This is a genomic window from Blautia sp. AM28-27 (genome assembly GCF_003480905.1).
Classification (GTDB): domain Bacteria; phylum Bacillota; class Clostridia; order Lachnospirales; family Lachnospiraceae; genus Fusicatenibacter; species Fusicatenibacter saccharivorans.
On the sequence record NZ_QUJK01000001.1, the window covers coordinates 625,851 to 644,296 of the forward strand.

At 50.2% G+C, this 18,446-nt stretch carries 16 protein-coding genes; 15 read left to right on the forward strand and 1 reads right to left on the reverse strand.

The window, feature by feature from the left end; translation table 11 throughout:
• The first annotated feature begins 102 nt into the window (after positions 1-102).
• The 8 genes from DW743_RS03050 (at position 103) to DW743_RS03085 (ending at position 9,763) form a co-directional block, all read left to right on the forward strand.
• Entirely contained in the window at positions 103-1,167 is a 1,065-nt protein-coding gene (locus tag DW743_RS03050) for a branched-chain amino acid aminotransferase (RefSeq protein ID WP_117509070.1), read from the forward strand.
• A 114-nt stretch (positions 1,168-1,281) separates the two neighbouring features.
• Complete coding sequence (locus DW743_RS03055) at positions 1,282-2,742, forward strand: aminotransferase class I/II-fold pyridoxal phosphate-dependent enzyme (RefSeq protein WP_158568528.1); 1,461 nt, start codon at positions 1,282-1,284, stop codon at positions 2,740-2,742.
• Positions 2,743-2,823: 81 nt separating this feature from the next.
• Complete coding sequence (locus DW743_RS03060; protein ID WP_117760373.1) at positions 2,824-3,579, forward strand: exodeoxyribonuclease III; 756 nt, start codon at positions 2,824-2,826, stop codon at positions 3,577-3,579.
• A 96-nt stretch (positions 3,580-3,675) separates the two neighbouring features.
• On the forward strand, positions 3,676-5,571 hold the full coding sequence (locus tag DW743_RS03065) for an alpha-amylase family glycosyl hydrolase (RefSeq protein ID WP_055218161.1): 1,896 nt from the start codon (positions 3,676-3,678) through the stop codon (positions 5,569-5,571).
• Complete coding sequence (locus DW743_RS03070; RefSeq protein ID WP_226906316.1) at positions 5,549-6,166, forward strand: DUF5662 family protein; 618 nt, start codon at positions 5,549-5,551, stop codon at positions 6,164-6,166. The genes DW743_RS03065 and DW743_RS03070 overlap by 23 nt, the downstream gene beginning before the upstream one ends.
• A gap of 123 nt (positions 6,167-6,289) precedes the next feature.
• Positions 6,290-7,408 carry a GntR family transcriptional regulator gene (locus tag DW743_RS03075; RefSeq protein WP_117760372.1) on the forward strand — a complete coding sequence of 373 codons (1,119 nt, stop codon included), beginning with the start codon at positions 6,290-6,292 and terminating at the stop codon, positions 7,406-7,408.
• 32 nt (positions 7,409-7,440) lie between these two features.
• Complete coding sequence (locus tag DW743_RS03080) at positions 7,441-9,033, forward strand: xylulokinase (protein ID WP_334291837.1); 1,593 nt, start codon at positions 7,441-7,443, stop codon at positions 9,031-9,033.
• A gap of 34 nt (positions 9,034-9,067) precedes the next feature.
• Entirely contained in the window at positions 9,068-9,763 is a 696-nt protein-coding gene (locus tag DW743_RS03085) for an L-ribulose-5-phosphate 4-epimerase (protein WP_022461490.1), read from the forward strand.
• 114 nt (positions 9,764-9,877) lie between these two features.
• On the opposite strand, the gene DW743_RS03090 is transcribed toward DW743_RS03085, so the two are convergent.
• A complete protein-coding gene (locus DW743_RS03090) occupies positions 9,878-10,906 on the reverse strand; it encodes a LacI family DNA-binding transcriptional regulator (RefSeq protein WP_055266684.1) in 1,029 nt (342 codons plus the stop codon).
• A 312-nt stretch (positions 10,907-11,218) separates the two neighbouring features.
• Here DW743_RS03090 and DW743_RS03095 point away from each other — a divergent pair, with 312 nt between their 5' ends.
• The 7 genes from DW743_RS03095 to pyrH all read left to right on the forward strand — a co-directional run bounded on the left by DW743_RS03095 (position 11,219) and on the right by pyrH (position 18,446).
• Complete coding sequence (locus DW743_RS03095; protein WP_117760371.1) at positions 11,219-12,592, forward strand: ABC transporter substrate-binding protein; 1,374 nt, start codon at positions 11,219-11,221, stop codon at positions 12,590-12,592.
• Positions 12,593-12,619: 27 nt separating this feature from the next.
• Entirely contained in the window at positions 12,620-13,492 is an 873-nt protein-coding gene (locus DW743_RS03100) for a carbohydrate ABC transporter permease (RefSeq protein WP_022461493.1), read from the forward strand.
• Positions 13,492-14,352 carry a carbohydrate ABC transporter permease gene (locus DW743_RS03105; RefSeq protein ID WP_022461494.1) on the forward strand — a complete coding sequence of 287 codons (861 nt, stop codon included), beginning with the start codon at positions 13,492-13,494 and terminating at the stop codon, positions 14,350-14,352. Before DW743_RS03100 ends, DW743_RS03105 begins: the two co-directional genes overlap by 1 nt.
• Positions 14,353-14,469: 117 nt before the next feature.
• Positions 14,470-15,789 (forward strand): glycoside hydrolase family 32 protein, encoded by a 1,320-nt coding sequence (locus DW743_RS03110; RefSeq protein WP_117760588.1) that lies wholly within the window; start codon positions 14,470-14,472, stop codon positions 15,787-15,789.
• Positions 15,790-15,923: 134 nt separating this feature from the next.
• A complete protein-coding gene (locus tag DW743_RS03115) occupies positions 15,924-17,243 on the forward strand; it encodes an aspartate kinase (protein WP_117509063.1) in 1,320 nt (439 codons plus the stop codon).
• Positions 17,244-17,452: 209 nt separating this feature from the next.
• Positions 17,453-17,689, forward strand: coding sequence for a helix-turn-helix domain-containing protein (locus DW743_RS03120; RefSeq protein WP_117760370.1), 237 nt, complete (start codon positions 17,453-17,455; stop codon positions 17,687-17,689).
• A gap of 58 nt (positions 17,690-17,747) precedes the next feature.
• Positions 17,748-18,446: a UMP kinase gene (gene pyrH / locus DW743_RS03125; RefSeq protein ID WP_022461497.1), complete on the forward strand. Its 699-nt coding sequence runs from the start codon at positions 17,748-17,750 to the stop codon at positions 18,444-18,446.

Below are 18,446 nucleotides of genomic sequence, written 5' to 3' on the forward strand. Positions count from 1 at the left end.
TTTCTATTGACTGTTTTCGGGTACAGTTTTATACTATCACTATTGAATCTAAATATACAGGCAGCTGAACAAACTTATCCTCAACTGCCGGGGAGGCAAAAAATGGATATCAGATTTGAAAAAAGAGAACATTTACAGGAAAAACCGGATCAGAAAAATCTTGGATTCGGAAAACACTTTACAGACTATATGTTTGTCATGGACTGGGACAAAGAGCAGGGATGGCATGATGCAGCAATCGTACCGTACGGCGGAATCCCGATGGATCCTGCAACCATGGTACTTCACTATGCACAGGAAACGTTCGAGGGACTGAAAGCCTACAGAACAGCAGAAGGAAAGATCCAGCTGTTCCGTCCGGAAATGAACGCACGCCGTATGATTAAATCCAACGAGAGACTCTGCATGCCGGGCGTACCGGAGGAGATGTTTGTAGAGGCTGTCAAAGCACTGGTTAAAGCACAGGAAGACTGGGTACCGTCTGAGCCAGGTACATCTCTTTACATCCGTCCGTTCATGTTCGCTACTGAGGCAAGCCTTGGCGTACATATGGCAAAATCCTACAAATTCGTTATCATCACCACTCCGGTTGGAGCATACTATGCAGAGGGCATCAACCCGGTTAAGATCCTGGTTGAGGATGAATATGTTCGTGCAGTCAAAGGTGGCACAGGATTTACAAAATGCGGCGGTAACTATGCAAGTTCCATCGCAGGCCAGGTAAAAGCAGAGAAGATGGGATGCACCCAGGTTCTGTGGCTGGACGGCGTACATCGTAAATATGTAGAGGAAGTTGGAACCATGAACATCATGTTCAAGATTGCCGGCGAAATCTACACCGCACCGCTGGAAGGAACTGTTCTTCCGGGCGTAACCCGTGATTCCCTGATCCATATCTTAAGAGACTGGGGATATAAAGTAAACGAAACACATCTGTCGGTTGACGATCTGATGAAAGCAGGTCATGACGGCACACTGGAAGAAGCATTTGGTACTGGTACAGCAGCAGTTGTATCTCCGGTTGGTGAATTTGTATACAAGGACGATTCTGTTGTTGTAAATGACTTCAAGATCGGTGAGCTGACCCAGAAACTGTACGATACCCTGACCGGTATCCAGTGGGGTAAACTGGAAGATAAATATGGCTGGACTACTCCGGTAGAATAAACCATATAAAACAGAAAAATGCAGATAAGGGGGTCCTTCCCGCACAGCGGTGCGGGGAGGATTCTTTCGCTTCAGAAAAAGATTCAGAAATCGTTTGAAAGGAAACAAAGCAGAATGGATCAGAATCGAATGCCTCTTGTGGAGGCGTTACAACAGTTCCGGGAGGAAGCACCGGCCTATTTCCGTATTCCGGGACACCGGTTTGAGCGCGGGCTGGATGAGACGTTAAACGGAGCGTCGCTTGCGGCGTATGACCTCTCGGAGGCAGAAGGGCTTGACGATCTGCATCACGCGGAGGGCGTGATTGCAGAGGCGCAGAAACTGGCGGCGGAAACGTGGAAGGCAAAAAAAACTTTTTTTCTTGTCAACGGCACAACATGCGGCAACGAGGCGATGGTGCTTTCGTCTGTGAAAGAGGGCGAAAAAATCATTGTTCCGCGAAACGTGCACAAATCGGTGCTGATGGGCCTGATTTTAAGCGGAGCCACACCGGTTTATGTGATGCCGGAGTACAGCACGAAATGGCAGATGTGGGGCGGCGTAACGCCGGAGACGATCGAAAAAGCCTTCGCGGAAACGCCGGATGCGAAAGCCGTACTGCTGGTCAGCCCGACGTACTACGGTCTTTGCAGTGATCTGCAGGCGATCGCAGAAATCTGTCACTGCCACAACGCAGCGCTTCTTGTCGATGAAGCACATGGATCGCACCTCTATTTTTCCGAACAGCTTCCTCTCGGCGCACTGGAAAGTGGTGCGGATGCCTGCGCGCAGAGTATCCACAAAACGGCGGGTTCCTTTACACAGAGCTCCTTCTTATCACTCGGTTCTGGCCGTCTCGATGAGGCAAGAGTGGCCGCCAATCTGCAGATGGTACAGAGTACATCACCGTCCTACCTTCTGATGGCATCCCTCGATGCGGCGCGGCGCGGGATGGCGCTGCACGGAAAAGAGCGAATGGAACGCGCGCTGGAACTCGGCCAGAGGGCGCGGCAGGAGCTTGCAAAGATCAAAGGAATTGAAGTTCTTGGGACCGAGATGGAAGGAACGTGCGGCGTATGGAAGATCGACCCGACGCGTCTTGTATTCTCGGCAAGAGAACTTGGTATTTCCGGCTACGATCTGCAGGTGCGTCTGTACGAGGAATACCGCGTCAGTACAGAGCTTGCCGACGAGGAGAACGTGGTCTGCGTTATTACCTGGGCAAACAGCGAGGAAGATATCACACGGCTGATCGATGCGCTGGCAGGAATTTCGGCAGCAGAGAGCGGGAAAACGACGGGGCGGACGAAGTTTACAGAAAAGCAGTGGCTGTTCCGCAGCCTGCCGGAGATGGTAAAGACACCGCGCGAGGCATATTTTGCAGAGAAGGAAGCCGTTCCGTTTGCAGAAGCGGAAGGACGAATTGCAGCCGAGATGGCAGCCCCATATCCGCCGGGAATCCCGCTCATCTGCCCGGGCGAGCGGTACAGCAGAGAAATGTTGGAACTGATGCGCCAGTATAAAGCAGACGGCTGCGAATTTCACGGACCGTCGGATGCGTCGCTGGAAGTGCTGTATGTTCTGAAAGAGGAATAAAAGAAAACGGAAGTCGGTTCCCGGCGTTTTGCAACAGAAACCGCAGAGAACAGACTGTCAGGAAAAGGAGATGAATTGCGTATGAAAAAAATGATATCCTGGAACGTAAATGGACTGAGAGCCTGCATGAAGAAAGGCTTTCAGGAATACTTTGAGTCGGCAGATGCCGATATTTTCTGCCTGCAGGAGACGAAGCTGCAGGAAGGACAGATCGACCTTGAGCTGCCCGGCTATCATCAGTATTGGAATTATGCGGAAAAGAAAGGATATTCCGGTACGGCCCTGTTTACCAAAGAGGAGCCGATTTCTGTTCGCTATGGTATCGGAATCGAAGAACATGATACGGAAGGCCGTGTGATTACGGCAGAGTTTCCGGAATACTTTGTTGTAACCGTCTACACACCGAATTCGCAGGATGAATTAAAACGCCTTGCCTACCGGATGGAGTGGGAGGATGCGTTTCTTTCTTACTTAAAAGGACTGGAGCAGGAAAAACCGGTGATTTTCTGCGGAGATCTGAACGTCGCAGCGACCGAGATGGATATCAAAAATGCAAAGGCAAATGAGAAAAACGCCGGCTTTACGAAAGAGGAGCGCGAAAAATTTGCTGTGATCAAAGAAAAAGGCTTTGTTGATTCCTTCCGTATGCTGTATCCGGACACCGTGACGTATTCCTGGTGGTCATACCGCTTTCAGGCACGCCAGCGGAATGCAGGATGGCGGCTTGATTACTTTATGGTATCAGAGTCCTTAAAAGATGCAGTTGCAGATGCCAAAATCCATACCGAAATTCTCGGTTCCGACCATTGCCCGGTGGAACTGGATTTAGAGGTATAACAATTGGTAACATTGGTCAATTGACAATTTTATTCAAATGATTTACATTAATAGTATGACAATTGCAACAAATTATAAAAAATAAGGGCGGGAATTATGATACAGACAAAAAACAGAGGAAAATATCGAATTTTACCGGGAAATCCGGAGAAAATGGGCGCATCGGCGACGAAAGACGGATACAATTTTGCCGTAGAAGTATCAGATGGAAAAAAAGCAGAGCTTCTGCTGTACCGGAAAGGTCACCAGAAACCGTTTCTTACCGTGCCGCTTCCGGAAGAGGAGCGCACTGGCGTGATCAGTTCCGTGGAAATCACAGGCCTGACGGTAGGAAAGTTTTCGTATGCCTACCGGATGGACGAAGCTTTCTGCTTGGATCCGTATGCGGGAGCAGTAGAAGGAAGAGAAACCTTCGGTGCACCGATGGAAAAAGAAGAGGGCGCCTGCTGCTGCCTTCTCCCGGAGTACCCGGTAATGCGCACCACCTCACTGCACCGGCCGTATGAGGAGACAATTCTGTATAAGCTCCATGTGCGCGGCTTCACCAAAGACGGAAGCTCCCGTGTAAAGAACAAGGGAACGTTCCGCGGCGTGATCGAAAAAATTCCATACTTAAAAGAACTCGGTATCAATGCAGTAGAGCTGATGCCGTCCTACGAGTTTTTTGAGTGGACCTCCCTTACGGAGCCGGCCTATGTATATCCGGCGCCGGCGGAAGAGAAGCGCGTGAATTATTGGGGATATGGCACAAAGGCCCTGTATTTTGCTCCGAAAGCTTCGTATGCTGCATCCGCAGATGCCGTCGCAGAGTTCGCAGAGATGGTCGATGCCCTGCATGAGAATGGTATCGAATGTCTGATGGAATTCTGTTTTGCCCCGGGAACGCCTTCTGGTTTTGCCCTGCAGGTTCTGCACCACTGGCAGCTCCGCTATCAGATCGACGGTTTCCATCTGGTCGGCGATGCATCGCTGGCAGAAGAAGCGTCCAAAGATGCACTCCTTCGGAAGACGAAACTGATTTTCCTCGGTTTTGACGGCGCACGGATCTATCAGGGAAAACGCCCGTGGTTCCGGAATTTAGGGGAACACAATCAGGGCTACCAGTACCATATCCGCCGCTTCTTAAAAGGCGATGAGGGCAGCCTTTCCGACTTCACCTATTATCTGAGAAGAAGCCCGGAGACACACGGTGTGATCAATTATCTTGCGGATCACGACGGTTTTACCCTGTATGACAGCGTTTCCTACGAACAGAAACACAATCTGGACAACGGCGAAGACAATATGGATGGTTCCAACGAAAACCTGACCTGGAACTGCGGCGCAGAAGGCGTGACCCGGAAACCGGCTGTGCGCGCGCTGCGTCTCCGCCAGCTGAAAAATGCCGTTCTCATGCTGATGACAAGCCAGGGAACACCGCTGATTTACGGCGGCGATGAATTCGGCAACAGCCAGAAGGGCAACAACAACGCCTGGTGCCAGGACAACAAAACCGGCTGGATCGACTGGAAAGCAGCCGCTCGGAATCCGGAGTTTGCCGCCTTTGTAAAAGCAGCAATCGCCTTCCGAAAGGCGCATCCGGCGCTGCACGGCGAACGCGAGCCGCGCCTCATCGACTACAAATCCTACGGCTGCCCGGATATGTCCTTCCACAGCCAGAGAGCCTGGTTCTCCCAGATGGAAAACACATGCCGTTTTATCGGCGTCATGTACTGCGGAAGCTATTTCCAGGATAAAGACGGCAACAAGGACGACGACCTCTATATTGCCTACAACATGCACTGGAATCCGCATGAGCTGGCACTGCCGTCCCTCCCGGAGCAGAAGGTCTGGTATCTGACGGCCGACACCAACACACCGGAAGTCTTCCTGACAGAAGAAAATCAGAAAAAAGTCAGCGCAAAAACGGTCATCGTGCCGCCGCGCAGTATCATAATTTTAACAGGAAAGCAGGAGAAGAGGCAGAATGATGAAAGCATGGCAGCACTTTAAAACCATTACCACACACAAAATGTGGGTCATGCGGTACTGCTTCAAAATAGGACTGTACTGGCAGGGACTGACCCACGACCTCTCGAAATATTCGCCGACGGAATTTCTGGTCGGCATGAAATACTATCAGGGCGACCGGAGTCCCAATAACGCCGAGCGCGAAGACACCGGCATGTCAAAATCCTGGATGCACCATAAAGGGCGCAACAAACATCATTTTGAATACTGGATTGATTACGGTATCAATTGTGACACCATCATCAAAGGCGTCCCAATGCCGCGCCGTTACGTCGCCGAGATGATTATGGACCGCATCAGCGCGTCCCGCGTCTACCTCGGAGACGCTTATACCGATCAGGCGCCGTACCAGTATCTCAAAAAAGGAATCGGCCACCTCTGGTTCGTCCATCCCGAGACACTCTCGCAGCTCGAATTTCTGCTGCGCATGCTCTCGGAACGCGGCGAAGACGATACCCTCTATTACATCCGCTACCATTTCCTAAAAGGTGACCCCGTCCCGCGAATGCACTGTCCTCAAGAATGCACCGTCTACGAAGAGGCCATCCGCAAGAAAGTGTCCCCGTCCACTCATTAAGGTATTGGACCCACCCGCCCTCCCGATACTCCTGAGCGTCCCTTTCCCACAACAAAAATACAACTTGTTACAACAACCGTACAAGTTGTATTATAAATTCCAGAAAGGGGAATCACCAATCACATGGAACCAACCACCGGCAAAGCCAAATACTACACCCTGATGGAAGCCCTAAAAGAGCAGATTCTCTCCGGAACCATAAAACCCGGCCAGAAGCTTCCCTCCGAAAACGAACTGACCCGGGAATACGCCCTCTCACGCCACACTGTCCGAAAGGCCCTCGCTCTTCTCGAAAATGAAGGCTATATCACCGCCCAGCACGGCAAAGGAACCTTCTGCTCCGAGCGCGTAATCCAGCGTCATAATTCAAAAAACATCGCCGTTACCACCACCTACCTGTCCGACTACATCTTCCCCCGCCTCATCCAGGGAATGGATCGAGTGCTGAGCGAAAACGGCTACAGCATTATCTTAAAGAACACCTGCAACAGCCGCTCCAAAGAAGAAAAAGTCTTAAAAGAACTCCTCGACAAGCCCATCGACGGCCTCATCATCGAGCCGAGCAAAAGCCAGATCCTCTGCCGCCACATCAACTTGTACGAAATGCTGGACAAGTACCAGATCCCGTATGTCTTCATCCAGGGCTGCTACCCCCAGATGGCAGACAAGCCCTGCATTCTGATGGATGACTGCAAAGGCGGCTATCTGCTGACCCGGCACCTTTTAGAGACCGGCCGACGAAACATCATCGGCATCTTCAAGGCCGACGACAGCCAGGGCGCCCAGCGCCATAAAGGCTACGTGCAGGCGCTGCAGGAAAGCGGAATCCCATATGATCCCGAAAACGTCATCTGGTTTCACACCGAGGACCGGAAAACCAAACCGTCCCTGATGCTTTCCATGCTGCTCGACAGCAAAAAGTCCGTCGATGCCGCCGTCTGCTACAACGACCAGATCGCGCTCGCCGTCATCTCCATGCTGGAAGAAAAGGGAATCTCCGTGCCGGAAGACATCGCCGTCACCGGATACGACAACTCGCTGATCGGCCAGAGCAGTCCGATCGGGATCACGACCATTGCCCATCCGCAGGAAAAACTCGGTGAGATGGCAGCAGAGCTCATTCTCGAAAAAATCAGAAAAGTCCCGGAAGAAGAAAGCAGCGTCAAACGCCTGATTTCCCCGGAACTCATCGTAAGAGAATCCACTGCAGGAAAAAATCTGTCAACAGAGACGAAAAAATAGAAAAGAACCCAAGGGAGGAAAAAACAATGGGAATGGATGCAAAAACAGCAATCCTCGAACAGAAAACAGCACTTGGTATTGAGTTCGGCTCAACCAGAATCAAAGCCGTCCTGATCGGCGCAGACAACGCCCCGATCGCATCTGGAGATCACGAGTGGGAAAACCGCTACGACAACGGCGTGTGGACCTACACCCTCGAGGACATCTGGACGGGCCTGCAGGATGCATATACCAAAATGGCAGCTGATGTCAAAGAAAAATACGACATCACCCTGACCCGCGTCGGAGCCATCGGCTTCAGTGCCATGATGCACGGCTATATGGCATTTGACAAAGCAGGAAACCTCCTCGTGCCGTTCCGCACCTGGAGAAATAATATCACAGAAGAAGCAAGCGAGAAGCTGACCGATCTTTTCGGATTCCACATCCCGCAGAGATGGACTATCGCCCATCTGTATCAGGCAATCTTAAACGGTGAGCCGCATGTGGCAGATATCGACTATGTGACAACCCTTGCCGGATACATTCAGTGGAAAATGACCGGCGAGCGTGTCGTTGGTGTCGGCGAGGCATCTGGAATCTTTCCAATCGATTCTGAAACCAACACTTACTTTGCCGACATGATTGCCAAATTTGACGAGGCAGTCGCAGATAAAGCATATTCATGGAAAGCACTCGATGTTCTGCCGCACGTTCTGACCGCAGGTGACAATGCCGGTGTTCTGACAAAAGAAGGTGCCGCACTTCTCGACATGTCCGGAAATCTGGAAGCAGGCATTCCGCTCTGCCCGCCGGAGGGAGATGCCGGAACAGGTATGGCAGCAACAAACAGCGTCCGCGTCAGAACCGGAAACGTGTCTGCCGGAACTTCCGTTTTTGCTATGATCGTTCTGGAGAAGAACCTCTCCAAAGTATACCCGGAGATCGATATGGTAACAACCCCGTCCGGTCATCCGGTTGCCATGGTGCACTGCCAGAACTGTACTTCTGATCTGAATGCATGGGTCAATCTCTTCCGTGAATTTGCGCAGACCTTCGGCATGGAAATCAGCACGAATGATCTGTTCGGCAAGCTGTACAACAAAGCCCTGGAGGGCGACGCAGACTGCGGCGGACTCCTTGCCTACAACTACTTCTCCGGCGAGCACGTAACCGGCTTCAACGAGGGCCGTCCTGTCTTCGCACGTACTCCGGATGCGAAATTCAATCTGGCAAACTTTATGAGAGTCAACCTGTTTACTTCCCTTGGCGCCCTGAAAGTCGGCCTTGATATCCTGATGAAAGAGGAGCATGTGCAGGTCGACCAGATTCTCGGCCACGGCGGTCTCTTCAAGACAAAAGGTGTCGGCCAGAAGATCCTCGCAGGTGCCATCGACGCACCGGTTTCCGTTATGGAGACAGCAGGAGAGGGCGGAGCCTGGGGCATCGCACTGCTGGCTTCTTATATGATCAACAAAGAAGAGAATGAAACACTCGAGGATTACCTCGATGCAAAAGTCTTCGCAGGAAATGCCGGAACCAAGATGGATCCGGACCCGGCAGACGTCGCTGGATTTGAAGTATTCACCGAGCGCTACAAAAAAGGCCTGCCGATTGAGCGTGCAGCAGTAGAGAGCTTAAAATGAACCATCGTTTGGGAAAGACAGAAAGGACAACACAATGTTAGAAGAACTGAAAAAAAGAGTATACGAAGCCAACATGCTTCTTCCAAAATACGGACTGGTTACCTTTACCTGGGGGAATGTCAGCGAGATTGACCGGGAAAGCGGTCTGTTCGTCATCAAACCAAGCGGCGTGGATTACGACCTGCTGACACCGGACGATATGGTTGTCATGGATCTGAACGGAAACAAAGTAGAAGGACGCTACCGTCCGTCTTCTGACACCCCGACCCATCTGGAGCTGTACAAAGCATTTCCGGAGATCGGCGGCATTGTTCACACCCATTCCTCCTATGCGACAAGCTGGGCACAGGCGGGAAGAAGCATTCCGTGCTACGGAACAACCCATGCAGACTACATCTACGGTGAAGTACCGTGCCTGCGCTGCCTGACAAAAGAAGAGATTGACGAGGCATACGAGGAAAACACCGGCCATCTGATCGTCAATGAGTTCAAACGGATGGGAAAAGATGTAAAAGCCGTTCCGGCCGTTCTTTGCAAGAACCACGGACCGTTCACCTGGGGCAAAGATGCGCATGAGGCTGTTCACAATGCTGTTGTCCTCGAAGAGGTTGCCAAAATGGCATACCGTGCCGAGACCATCAACCCGAGAATCCAGCCGGCACCGCAGGAGCTGCAGGATAAACACTATTACCGTAAGCATGGTGCAAATGCTTATTACGGACAGAACTAAAAAAGAGTAAGAAGATAAGAAAAGTGTCATCCACAAGCTGCAGGGCACACAGCCCGCAGGTGGATGACACTTTTTTGATAAAAACATTTTTATGATAGAAATCTGCTTTTAAAATCAAGTGGTCGTCTGACGCCGGATCAGAAGCGGCGGAACGGTCTTGTGAACCGGCTCGGCAAGCGGCACCGGGTGGCGTTTTTTCCGTTCCTGCATCTGGGAGACCAGAAGGGAAACAGCCTCGTCTGCAATCTGGTCAATCTGCTGGCCGACAGTGCTGATCGGATAGATAGCCTGCTCGGAAATCGGCGCACCGTCGAAGCCGATGAGTTCGTAATCGTCCGGCAGGGTATGGTACTTGCGGATCAGAAGATTTAAAAGAATATTGGCATGATCATCGTTGGAGAGGAAGATGCCCTTTTTCTGACCGGCATATTTTTGTTCGATGTTGTCAAAGATTTCCTGCAGCGGTGCTGCGGCTTCCTGATAGGAGAGTCCAAAATCCCGAATGATAACCTTGTGCGGTACACCGGCCTTTACACAGGCATCCTGGAAACCGGCGAGACGGCGGTAGGCAGGAACATTTTCTTTGGTCGGTGAGTTCAGATGAATCAGGACATCACAGTGGTTATGAATCAGAAGCGAAGTCGCTTCGTACGCGCCGAGGTAGTTGTCTGTATTGACACTGCTGACGAACTGGTCTTCGCGCTCAATTGCAACGACCGGGATTTGCAGATCGGAGAGTTCGCGGGAGGAGAGTGTATGGGAGAGGACGATGAGGCCCTCGATTTTGTACGACATCAGCTCCTGAATGTAGCGGTGCTCCGTCTCATCGTGGCCGTTTCCGGCGAAGACGAGGAATTTATAGCCATATTTCTCATAAGAAGCAAGAATCTGATTCAGCATCTCGGAATAGTAGTTCATGGAGAGACTCGGGATCAGGACGCCGACAAATTCGGTCTGTCCGTTCGCGAGAATTTTTGCCACTTTGTTTTCTTTATAGTTCAGTTTATCCAGTGCATCGGAAATGATCTGCTGATTTTCCGGTGTCAGGGAATCCGGGTTGTTGAAATACCGGGAAATGGTTGTTTTGGAAAAATGCGTGTACTGTGCAATATCATTAAAGGTTACATTTTTTTTTCGTGCCATAAGTTCAAGTGTCCTTCCCTTCAAAAGTGTTGCGTGAATCATGTAAGCTTTCAGAAAAAAACAAATAATATATGAATATAGTATAACATTTCTCGCCCGCCGGAACAAGCGGGAATCGGTTAAGTAACCGGTTTTGTAAAAGTTCCACAAAAGCCAAAAACAAAATTATGGAAAATCACGAAAAGTAAAGAAAATATTGACGAAACCCACTGTCAATGCTATGATAAAGACAACGAAAGTAACCGGTTACTTGACCGGTTACACAAAACGAAGGACAGGACCAGCTGTCCAGAGATAACAGGAGGAATTGTGATGAGAAAGAAATTTAGTGCCAGGGCGGCAGCTCTTGGAATGTCCGGCGTGCTTCTTACTTCTGCACTGACCGGATGCACCTTCGGCTTCGCAAGCGATCCGGATGACCCGAACGCAGTAAAAGAAGAAGTGCCGATCGACATGACCACCGATACCTTCCAGTACGATACGTCGCTTTCCGGAACGAGTATCGTCATCATGAACACAAAAGCAGAAATCCAGACAGCACTGGAAGAGATTGCAAAAGTGTTCGAGGAGAAAGCAGGCGTACATATTGAGATCATGCCGGTAACGGACGGCGATTCTCCTTATACCAAAGTAGTCAGCCTCTACAACTCCGGAAACCCGCCGACACTTTCCATTCTGGATACGACCGATGTCATTGCACTGGCAGAAGAAAAAGCAGCCGACTTAAGCAATGAAGCATGGACCGGTGAGGCAGAAGAGTACCTGACCAAAATCAACGGAAAGGTTTACAGCTTCCCGCTCTGTATCGAGGGCCGCGGTATTATCTACAACAAGAGCGTGATTGAAGATACCTTAGGTACCGAGTTCGATCCATCCGATATCAAAACCCAGGACGATTTCGCAGCACTTCTCCAGAGCCTGCGGGACAACGGAATGAAGAATCCGATCTCCATGGCAAAAGAAGACTGGTCCCTTGGAGCACACCAGCTGCAGTACATCTACGAGACATACAACGGAACCTCCGACGGTGCAGCAGAAGTCATCAACGAGCTGAAGGACGGAACCTTATATCTGCCGGACTACACCCGCATGAACGAGTTCCTGAATACCTTTGACCTGTTAAAAGAGTACAACGTAGCAAAGGGCGATCCACTCGGCGCAGATTACGATGAGATGGCAATTGACCTGGCAGACGGAAAAACCGCTTTCTGGTTCAACGGAAACTGGGCATGGCCGAACCTTGAGGAGGCAGGAGCCGAGACGACCGACGAGTACGGTTTCCTTCCATACTTCCTGAACAATGATCCGGACGACTTCGTCAACAGCAAAATCCAGGCATCCCCGTCCAAACAGATCATGCTGGATGATATCGTGGCTACCGACGAGCAGAAAGCAGCAGCAAAAGAGTTCCTGAACTGGCTGGTTTACAGTGAGATCGGACAGCAGATGGTTGTAAAGACCTGCAGCCTGATCCCTCCGTTTAAAAACAACCCGAACGAGCCAAGCGATCCGTTAAGCCGCGACATTTACGAAAAAGTACAGAACGGCGGAGCATTCAACGCATCTGCGATCGTGCCGAACGATCACTGGTCTGTCCTTGGTGCGGCAATGCAGAAATATCTGGCCGGAAGAAGTGACCGCGAGGAACTGATAGATTCCATCCAGGCATACTGGGATGAGCAGTAAGCCGGAGGATATGAAGGAGGAACGAAAATGAAATCAAGCAACAAGGGAAAAGATTTCTGTGTATTTGCGCTGCCGGGCCTGTTCTGCTTCCTGGCAGTCGTCATGGTACCGTTTATCTACGGTATTTACCTGACCTTAACCGACTGGAACGGTGTTTCCAGCGTGAAAAACTTTGTAGGACTTTCCAACTTCGCAGCCGTTATGCGCGACGCGCAGTTCTGGAAATCCCTGCTGTTAACCTTTAAATATGTCATTGCGGTTGTTGTTCTCGTCAATGTGATCGCCTTTTTACTGGCTTATATCCTGACCCGCGGCATCAAAGGTCAGAACTTCTTCCGCGCCGGATTTTTCACCCCGAACCTGATCGGCGGTATCGTACTTGGATACATCTGGCAGTTCGTATTCTCCCGTGTTTTCGTCAGCATCGGTGAGACCACAGGATGGAGCCTGTTTGAAATTTCCTGGCTTTCTACCCCGAACAAAGCATTTGCAGCGCTGGTGCTCGTTTCAGTATGGCAGCTGGCAGGCTATATGATCCTGATCTACGTTGCCGGCTTTATGGGACTTTCCGAGGACGTGCTCGAGGCGGCAAGCATCGACGGTGCATCCGGCTGGGTAAAAATGAAAAACATTATCCTTCCGCTGATGATGTCCTCCGTTACTATCTGCCTCTTCCTGACCCTGTCCCGTGCGTTCATGGTATACGATGTCAATCTGTCCTTAACCGGCGGTGCTCCGTACGGAACCACCGAGATGGCGGCCATGCACGTATATGAGAAAGCATTCACATCGAGACAGTTCGGTGTCGGCCAGGCAGAAGCCTTTATCCTGTTTATCATTGTAGCCTGCATCAGCGGTATTCAGGTATACACCACCAAGAAGAGGGAGGTTGAAGCATAATGAATCAGAAGAAAATTGGCGGAACAAAGAAAAAAGTAACGGACGCGCTGGCTATGCTCCTTATGATCATCGTTTTCTGTGCGTTCATGTTCCCGTTTGTCATGGTTATCATCAACTCCTTAAAACAGAAACGTGATATCATCAAGAGCCCGTTCTCCTGGCTGTTTACGATCAAAGGTCTTTCGTTTGACAACTTTGTAAAAGCATTCAATCAGATGAACTTCCTGAATGCCTTCAAGAACTCTCTGGTTGTAACCGTAACAGCAACCGTGCTGGTTACGGTACTCGCAGCCATGCTGGCTTACTACATCGTGCGTAATGTCAACGTATTTTCCAATATCATCTTTGCACTGATGGTTGCATCCATGATCATTCCATTCCAGGCAATCATGATCCCGCTTGTCAGTGTATACGGCGGAACCTTAAACATTCTGAACCACAGACTGACCCTGATCTTCATGCACACCGGATTTTCCATGGCGATGTCCGTGTTCATGTTCCACGGATTCATCCGCGGAAGTATCCCGCTGGCGCTGGAGGAGGCCGCTTACATCGACGGCTGTACCCACACCCAGACCTTCTTCCGCATCGTGTTCCCGCTGTTAAAGCCGATCATTTCCACCATGGTAATCATGAATGCGATGGCATTCTGGAATGACTTCCTGCTGCCGTCCCTGGTGCTGACCGACAAAAAGCTGCTGACTCTGCCGCTTTCCACCTACAGCTTCTACGGAACTTACTCCGCAGATTACGGAACCATCATGGCAGGTCTTCTGCTCTGCGTCATCCCGATCCTGATTCTGTACGTGGCACTGCAGAAACAGATCATCAACGGTGTCGTAGCCGGAGCAGTCAAATAAGTAAATCATAGAAATCAAGAACAAGCCGGGCAAAGGAGGGCGGAATTAAAAATGCTTTCTTTTTCCGGCTTTTCTTATCGGAGACAACAAGAAAGAGACAGAAAGGAAATCAAACACATGAAAAACAGATTACACGTAAAAGCGCCGGGCAACTGGGTGAATGACCCGAACGGCATGATTTATTATAAGGGACAGTATCATCTTTTTTATCAGCATTTTCCGTACGCGCCGCGCTGGGGTACCATGCACTGGGGCCATGCGGTGAGTCCGGATCTGATTCACTGGGAGCATGTCGGCGTTGCCCTGTTCCCGAGTCTTTCCGAGGACCAGAACGGCTGCTTTTCCGGAAGCGCAGTAGAAGAGAACGGCGTGATGCATCTCTTTTACACGGGTGTTCACTATAATCAGGTAAATCCGAAGGATATTCATCAGTGCCTTGATCAGGATTTTACCTCGGCGCAGCTTCACCTTACTTCGAAGGACGGTATGCATTTTGATGTCTTCGGGGATAAGGAGGTTGTTATCCCGGCACTCACCGATCCGGAAATCGGCGACAATACGCACACGCGTGACCCGAAAGTCTGGAAGGAAAGCGACGCATGGTATATGGTGCTTGGAAGCACGACGAAGGATCACAAGGGCGAGGCATTATTCTATAAGAGTGAGGATCTTTCCCACTGGCATCTGGCCGGACAGGCGACGACGAAACAGAAGCTCGGCTGGATGTGGGAGTGCCCGGATCTCTTTAACGTAAACGGACGCAGCGTCTTTGTATTCTCCCCGATGGAACTGATCGAGGACACCGACGGCTATGCGGATCGGGCGATCTGTATGCTGCCTGAGTTTGATGAAAAAACCTGCACAATGAAATTTCCGGAGAACTGGCAGCTTCTGGACTGCGGCGGTGACCTCTATGCACCGCAGACCATGACGGATGCGGACGGAAACCGGATTTCCATCGCATGGCTTCGGATGCCGGAACCGGTAGATGGTATATGGCAAGGCATGTTCTGCCTGCCGCGTGTGGTGGATGTACAGAACGATCATATTTACTTCCGTGTTCTGCCTGCCATCCGCGACGGATTCTGCAAAAAGACGGATTCCCTCGTTTCGGCATGCGGAGAGTGTGCCATGATCCGCGCCGAATTAAAAGAGGGTGAAAGCCTGGAAATCGGCGGCTATAAGATCTGGCGGCAGAGCGGAAAAGTCTGCGCAGACCGCACGGATGTCTATCCATCCGGTGCAAAAGGATGGCTTCATGCCGAGACGCCGCAGTTAAAAGAGGGCGATCTTCTTGAGATTTTCGTGGATCCGAATATGATCGAAATTTATGCAAACAACGGCGAGTACGTATTAAGCCAGGCGGTTTACGGGCTTGGAGAGACATTCTCCTATAAAATGGAGAAAAAACCGGAAATTTATCTGTGGAATGAATGAATCAGCCAAAAAAGTTCTTGACGCATACGGGATTTTGTTCTAATCTAGTACGTAACAGCTTTCTAACGTTAAAGTGACGGGCTGAAAAACGAGATTTCGAAAGATATCCGAAAAGAACGCAAGGAGAGATTATTATGAAGAAAGTAGTAAAATTCGGCGGCAGCTCCCTCGCGAGCGCAGAGCAGTTTAAGAAGGTCGGAGACATCATCCGCGCAGATGAGGGAAGAAGATACGTGGTACCTTCCGCTCCTGGAAAACGAAATTCTGCTGATACGAAAGTAACCGATATGCTGTATGACTGCTATCGCACTGCAGTTGCCGGAAGAGATTTCAAGAAGAAACTGCAGAACATCAAAGCGAGATATCAGGAGATCATCGACGGTCTGAACCTCAGCCTGGATCTTTCCCCGGAATTTGAAAAAATCGCAGAAAACTTTGCCGCAGCAGCCGGAGAGGACTACGCCGCATCCCGCGGAGAGTACCTGAACGGTATCGTGATGGCAAATTATCTGGGATATACGTATATTGATTCTGCAGAAGTGATCTGCTTCGACGAGAACGGAAACTTCCTTGCAGACAAGACTGACGAAGTGCTCTCCGAGCGTTTAAAAGATCTGGATAACGCAGTCGTTCCTGGATTCTACGGCGCAAAACCGGACGGAAGCGTAAAAACCTTCTCCCGCGGCGGATCCGATATCACTGGTTCCATCGTGGCAAAGGCCGTACACGCTGACATCTACGAGAACTGGACCGATGTTTCCGGTTTCCTGGTAACCGATCCGCGTATCGTCAAGGATCCGGAAGTCATTTCCACCATTACCTATCGTGAGCTGCGTGAGCTTTCCTACATGGGAGCTACCGTCCTTCATGAGGACTCCATCTTCCCACTCCGTCAGGAGGGAATCCCGATCCACGTGCTGAACACCAACGCACCACAGGATCCGGGAACCATGATCGTGGAGAATACCTGCAGTAAACCGAAATTTACAATCACCGGTATCGCAGGAAAGAAAGGCTTCGCATCCATCACGATTGAGAAGAGCATGATGAATACCGAGATTGGCTTTGGCAGAAAAGTACTTGGCGTCTTTGAGGATAACAATCTTTCCTTTGAGCATATGCCGTCCGGCATCGATACCATGACGGTATTTGTTCATCAGAGTGAGTTTGCAGCAAAAGAACAGCAGGTTATCGCAGGACTGCATCGTGCCGTACAGCCGGATTCTATTGATCTTGAATCCGATCTGGCGCTGATCGCTGTTGTAGGCCGCGGCATGAGAAGAACGAGAGGCACTGCCGGAAGAATCTTCTCCGCACTGGCACACGCACACGTCAACGTTAAGATGATCGATCAGGGTTCCAGTGAGCTTAACATCATCATCGGCGTGGAGAATCGCGATTTTGAGACGGCAATCAAAGCAATCTATGATATCTTTGTCGTAGCACAGATCTAAAATGAATCTATAAAAAATCTCTGTCAGGAGTCTGAACTTCCGACAGAGATTTTTTTATGGTTTTTATGCCGCCGTATCGCGGGATTCTTTTCGAATGGTGAATGTAAAAATACAGATTACCACACAGCAGATGATCCAGGTCGTCGGTTCGCAGAAGCAGACGGCGCGGTATCCGATCGACGGGACGAGAAACAGGGCGAAGAGTATAAATGCACATCAAAGAGATGATGTCCTGGGTGGAAAGCCATCTGACGGAGCCGCTCACTTTAAAAGAAATCGCCGCAAGCGTTCACCTCTCTCCACGGGAATGTCAGCGGATTTTCAAAGCGTATCTGCACCGGACGCCGATGGAATATCTGCAGTGGAGACGGATTCTCGCAGCGGCAGACAATCTGCGGAACACAAACGAATTTTGCCCTTGTCGTTTTTGGGAACAGATGGTATAATCATTTCATAAATGCAAGACATTTGTGAAAAAATATCATAAAGGAACGAGGATGCAAGATGAAACGACGAGTATTACTGAAATTGAGCGGAGAAGCTCTTGCAGGAGAGAAACACACCGGTTTTGACGAGCCGACCGTCACAAAAGTGGCAAAACAGGTAAAAACTCTGGTAGACCAGGGGATTGAAGTCGGCATCGTAATCGGAGGAGGAAACTTCTGGAGAGGACGCAGTTCCGAAAATATCGACCGTACCAAAGCAGACCAGATCGGTATGCTGGCAACCGTTATGAACTGTATCTATGTATCAGAAATCTTCCGTTCCCAGGGAATGATGACCGCAGTTCTGACTCCATTCCCATGCGGAGAGTTCACAAAAGGATTTTCCAAAGACCGTGCAAACAAATATTTCCAGCACAACATGGTTGTATTCTTTGCCGGCGGTACAGGCCATCCATATTTCTCAACCGATACGGCAACCGTACTTCGCGCGATTGAGATCGAGGCAGACGAGATTCTGCTTGCAAAAGCAGTAGACGGTGTCTACGACAGCGATCCGAAAACAAACCCGGATGCAAAGAAATTTGACGAGATTTCCATTCAGGAAGTCATTGAAAAGGATCTGAAAGTGGTAGATATGACCGCATCCATCCTTTGCAAGGAAAACAAAATGCCGATGCTGGTATTTGGTTTAAATGAAGAGAACAGCATTGTAAATGCTGCAAACGGAAAAATTAACGGCACAAGAGTAACGGTATAA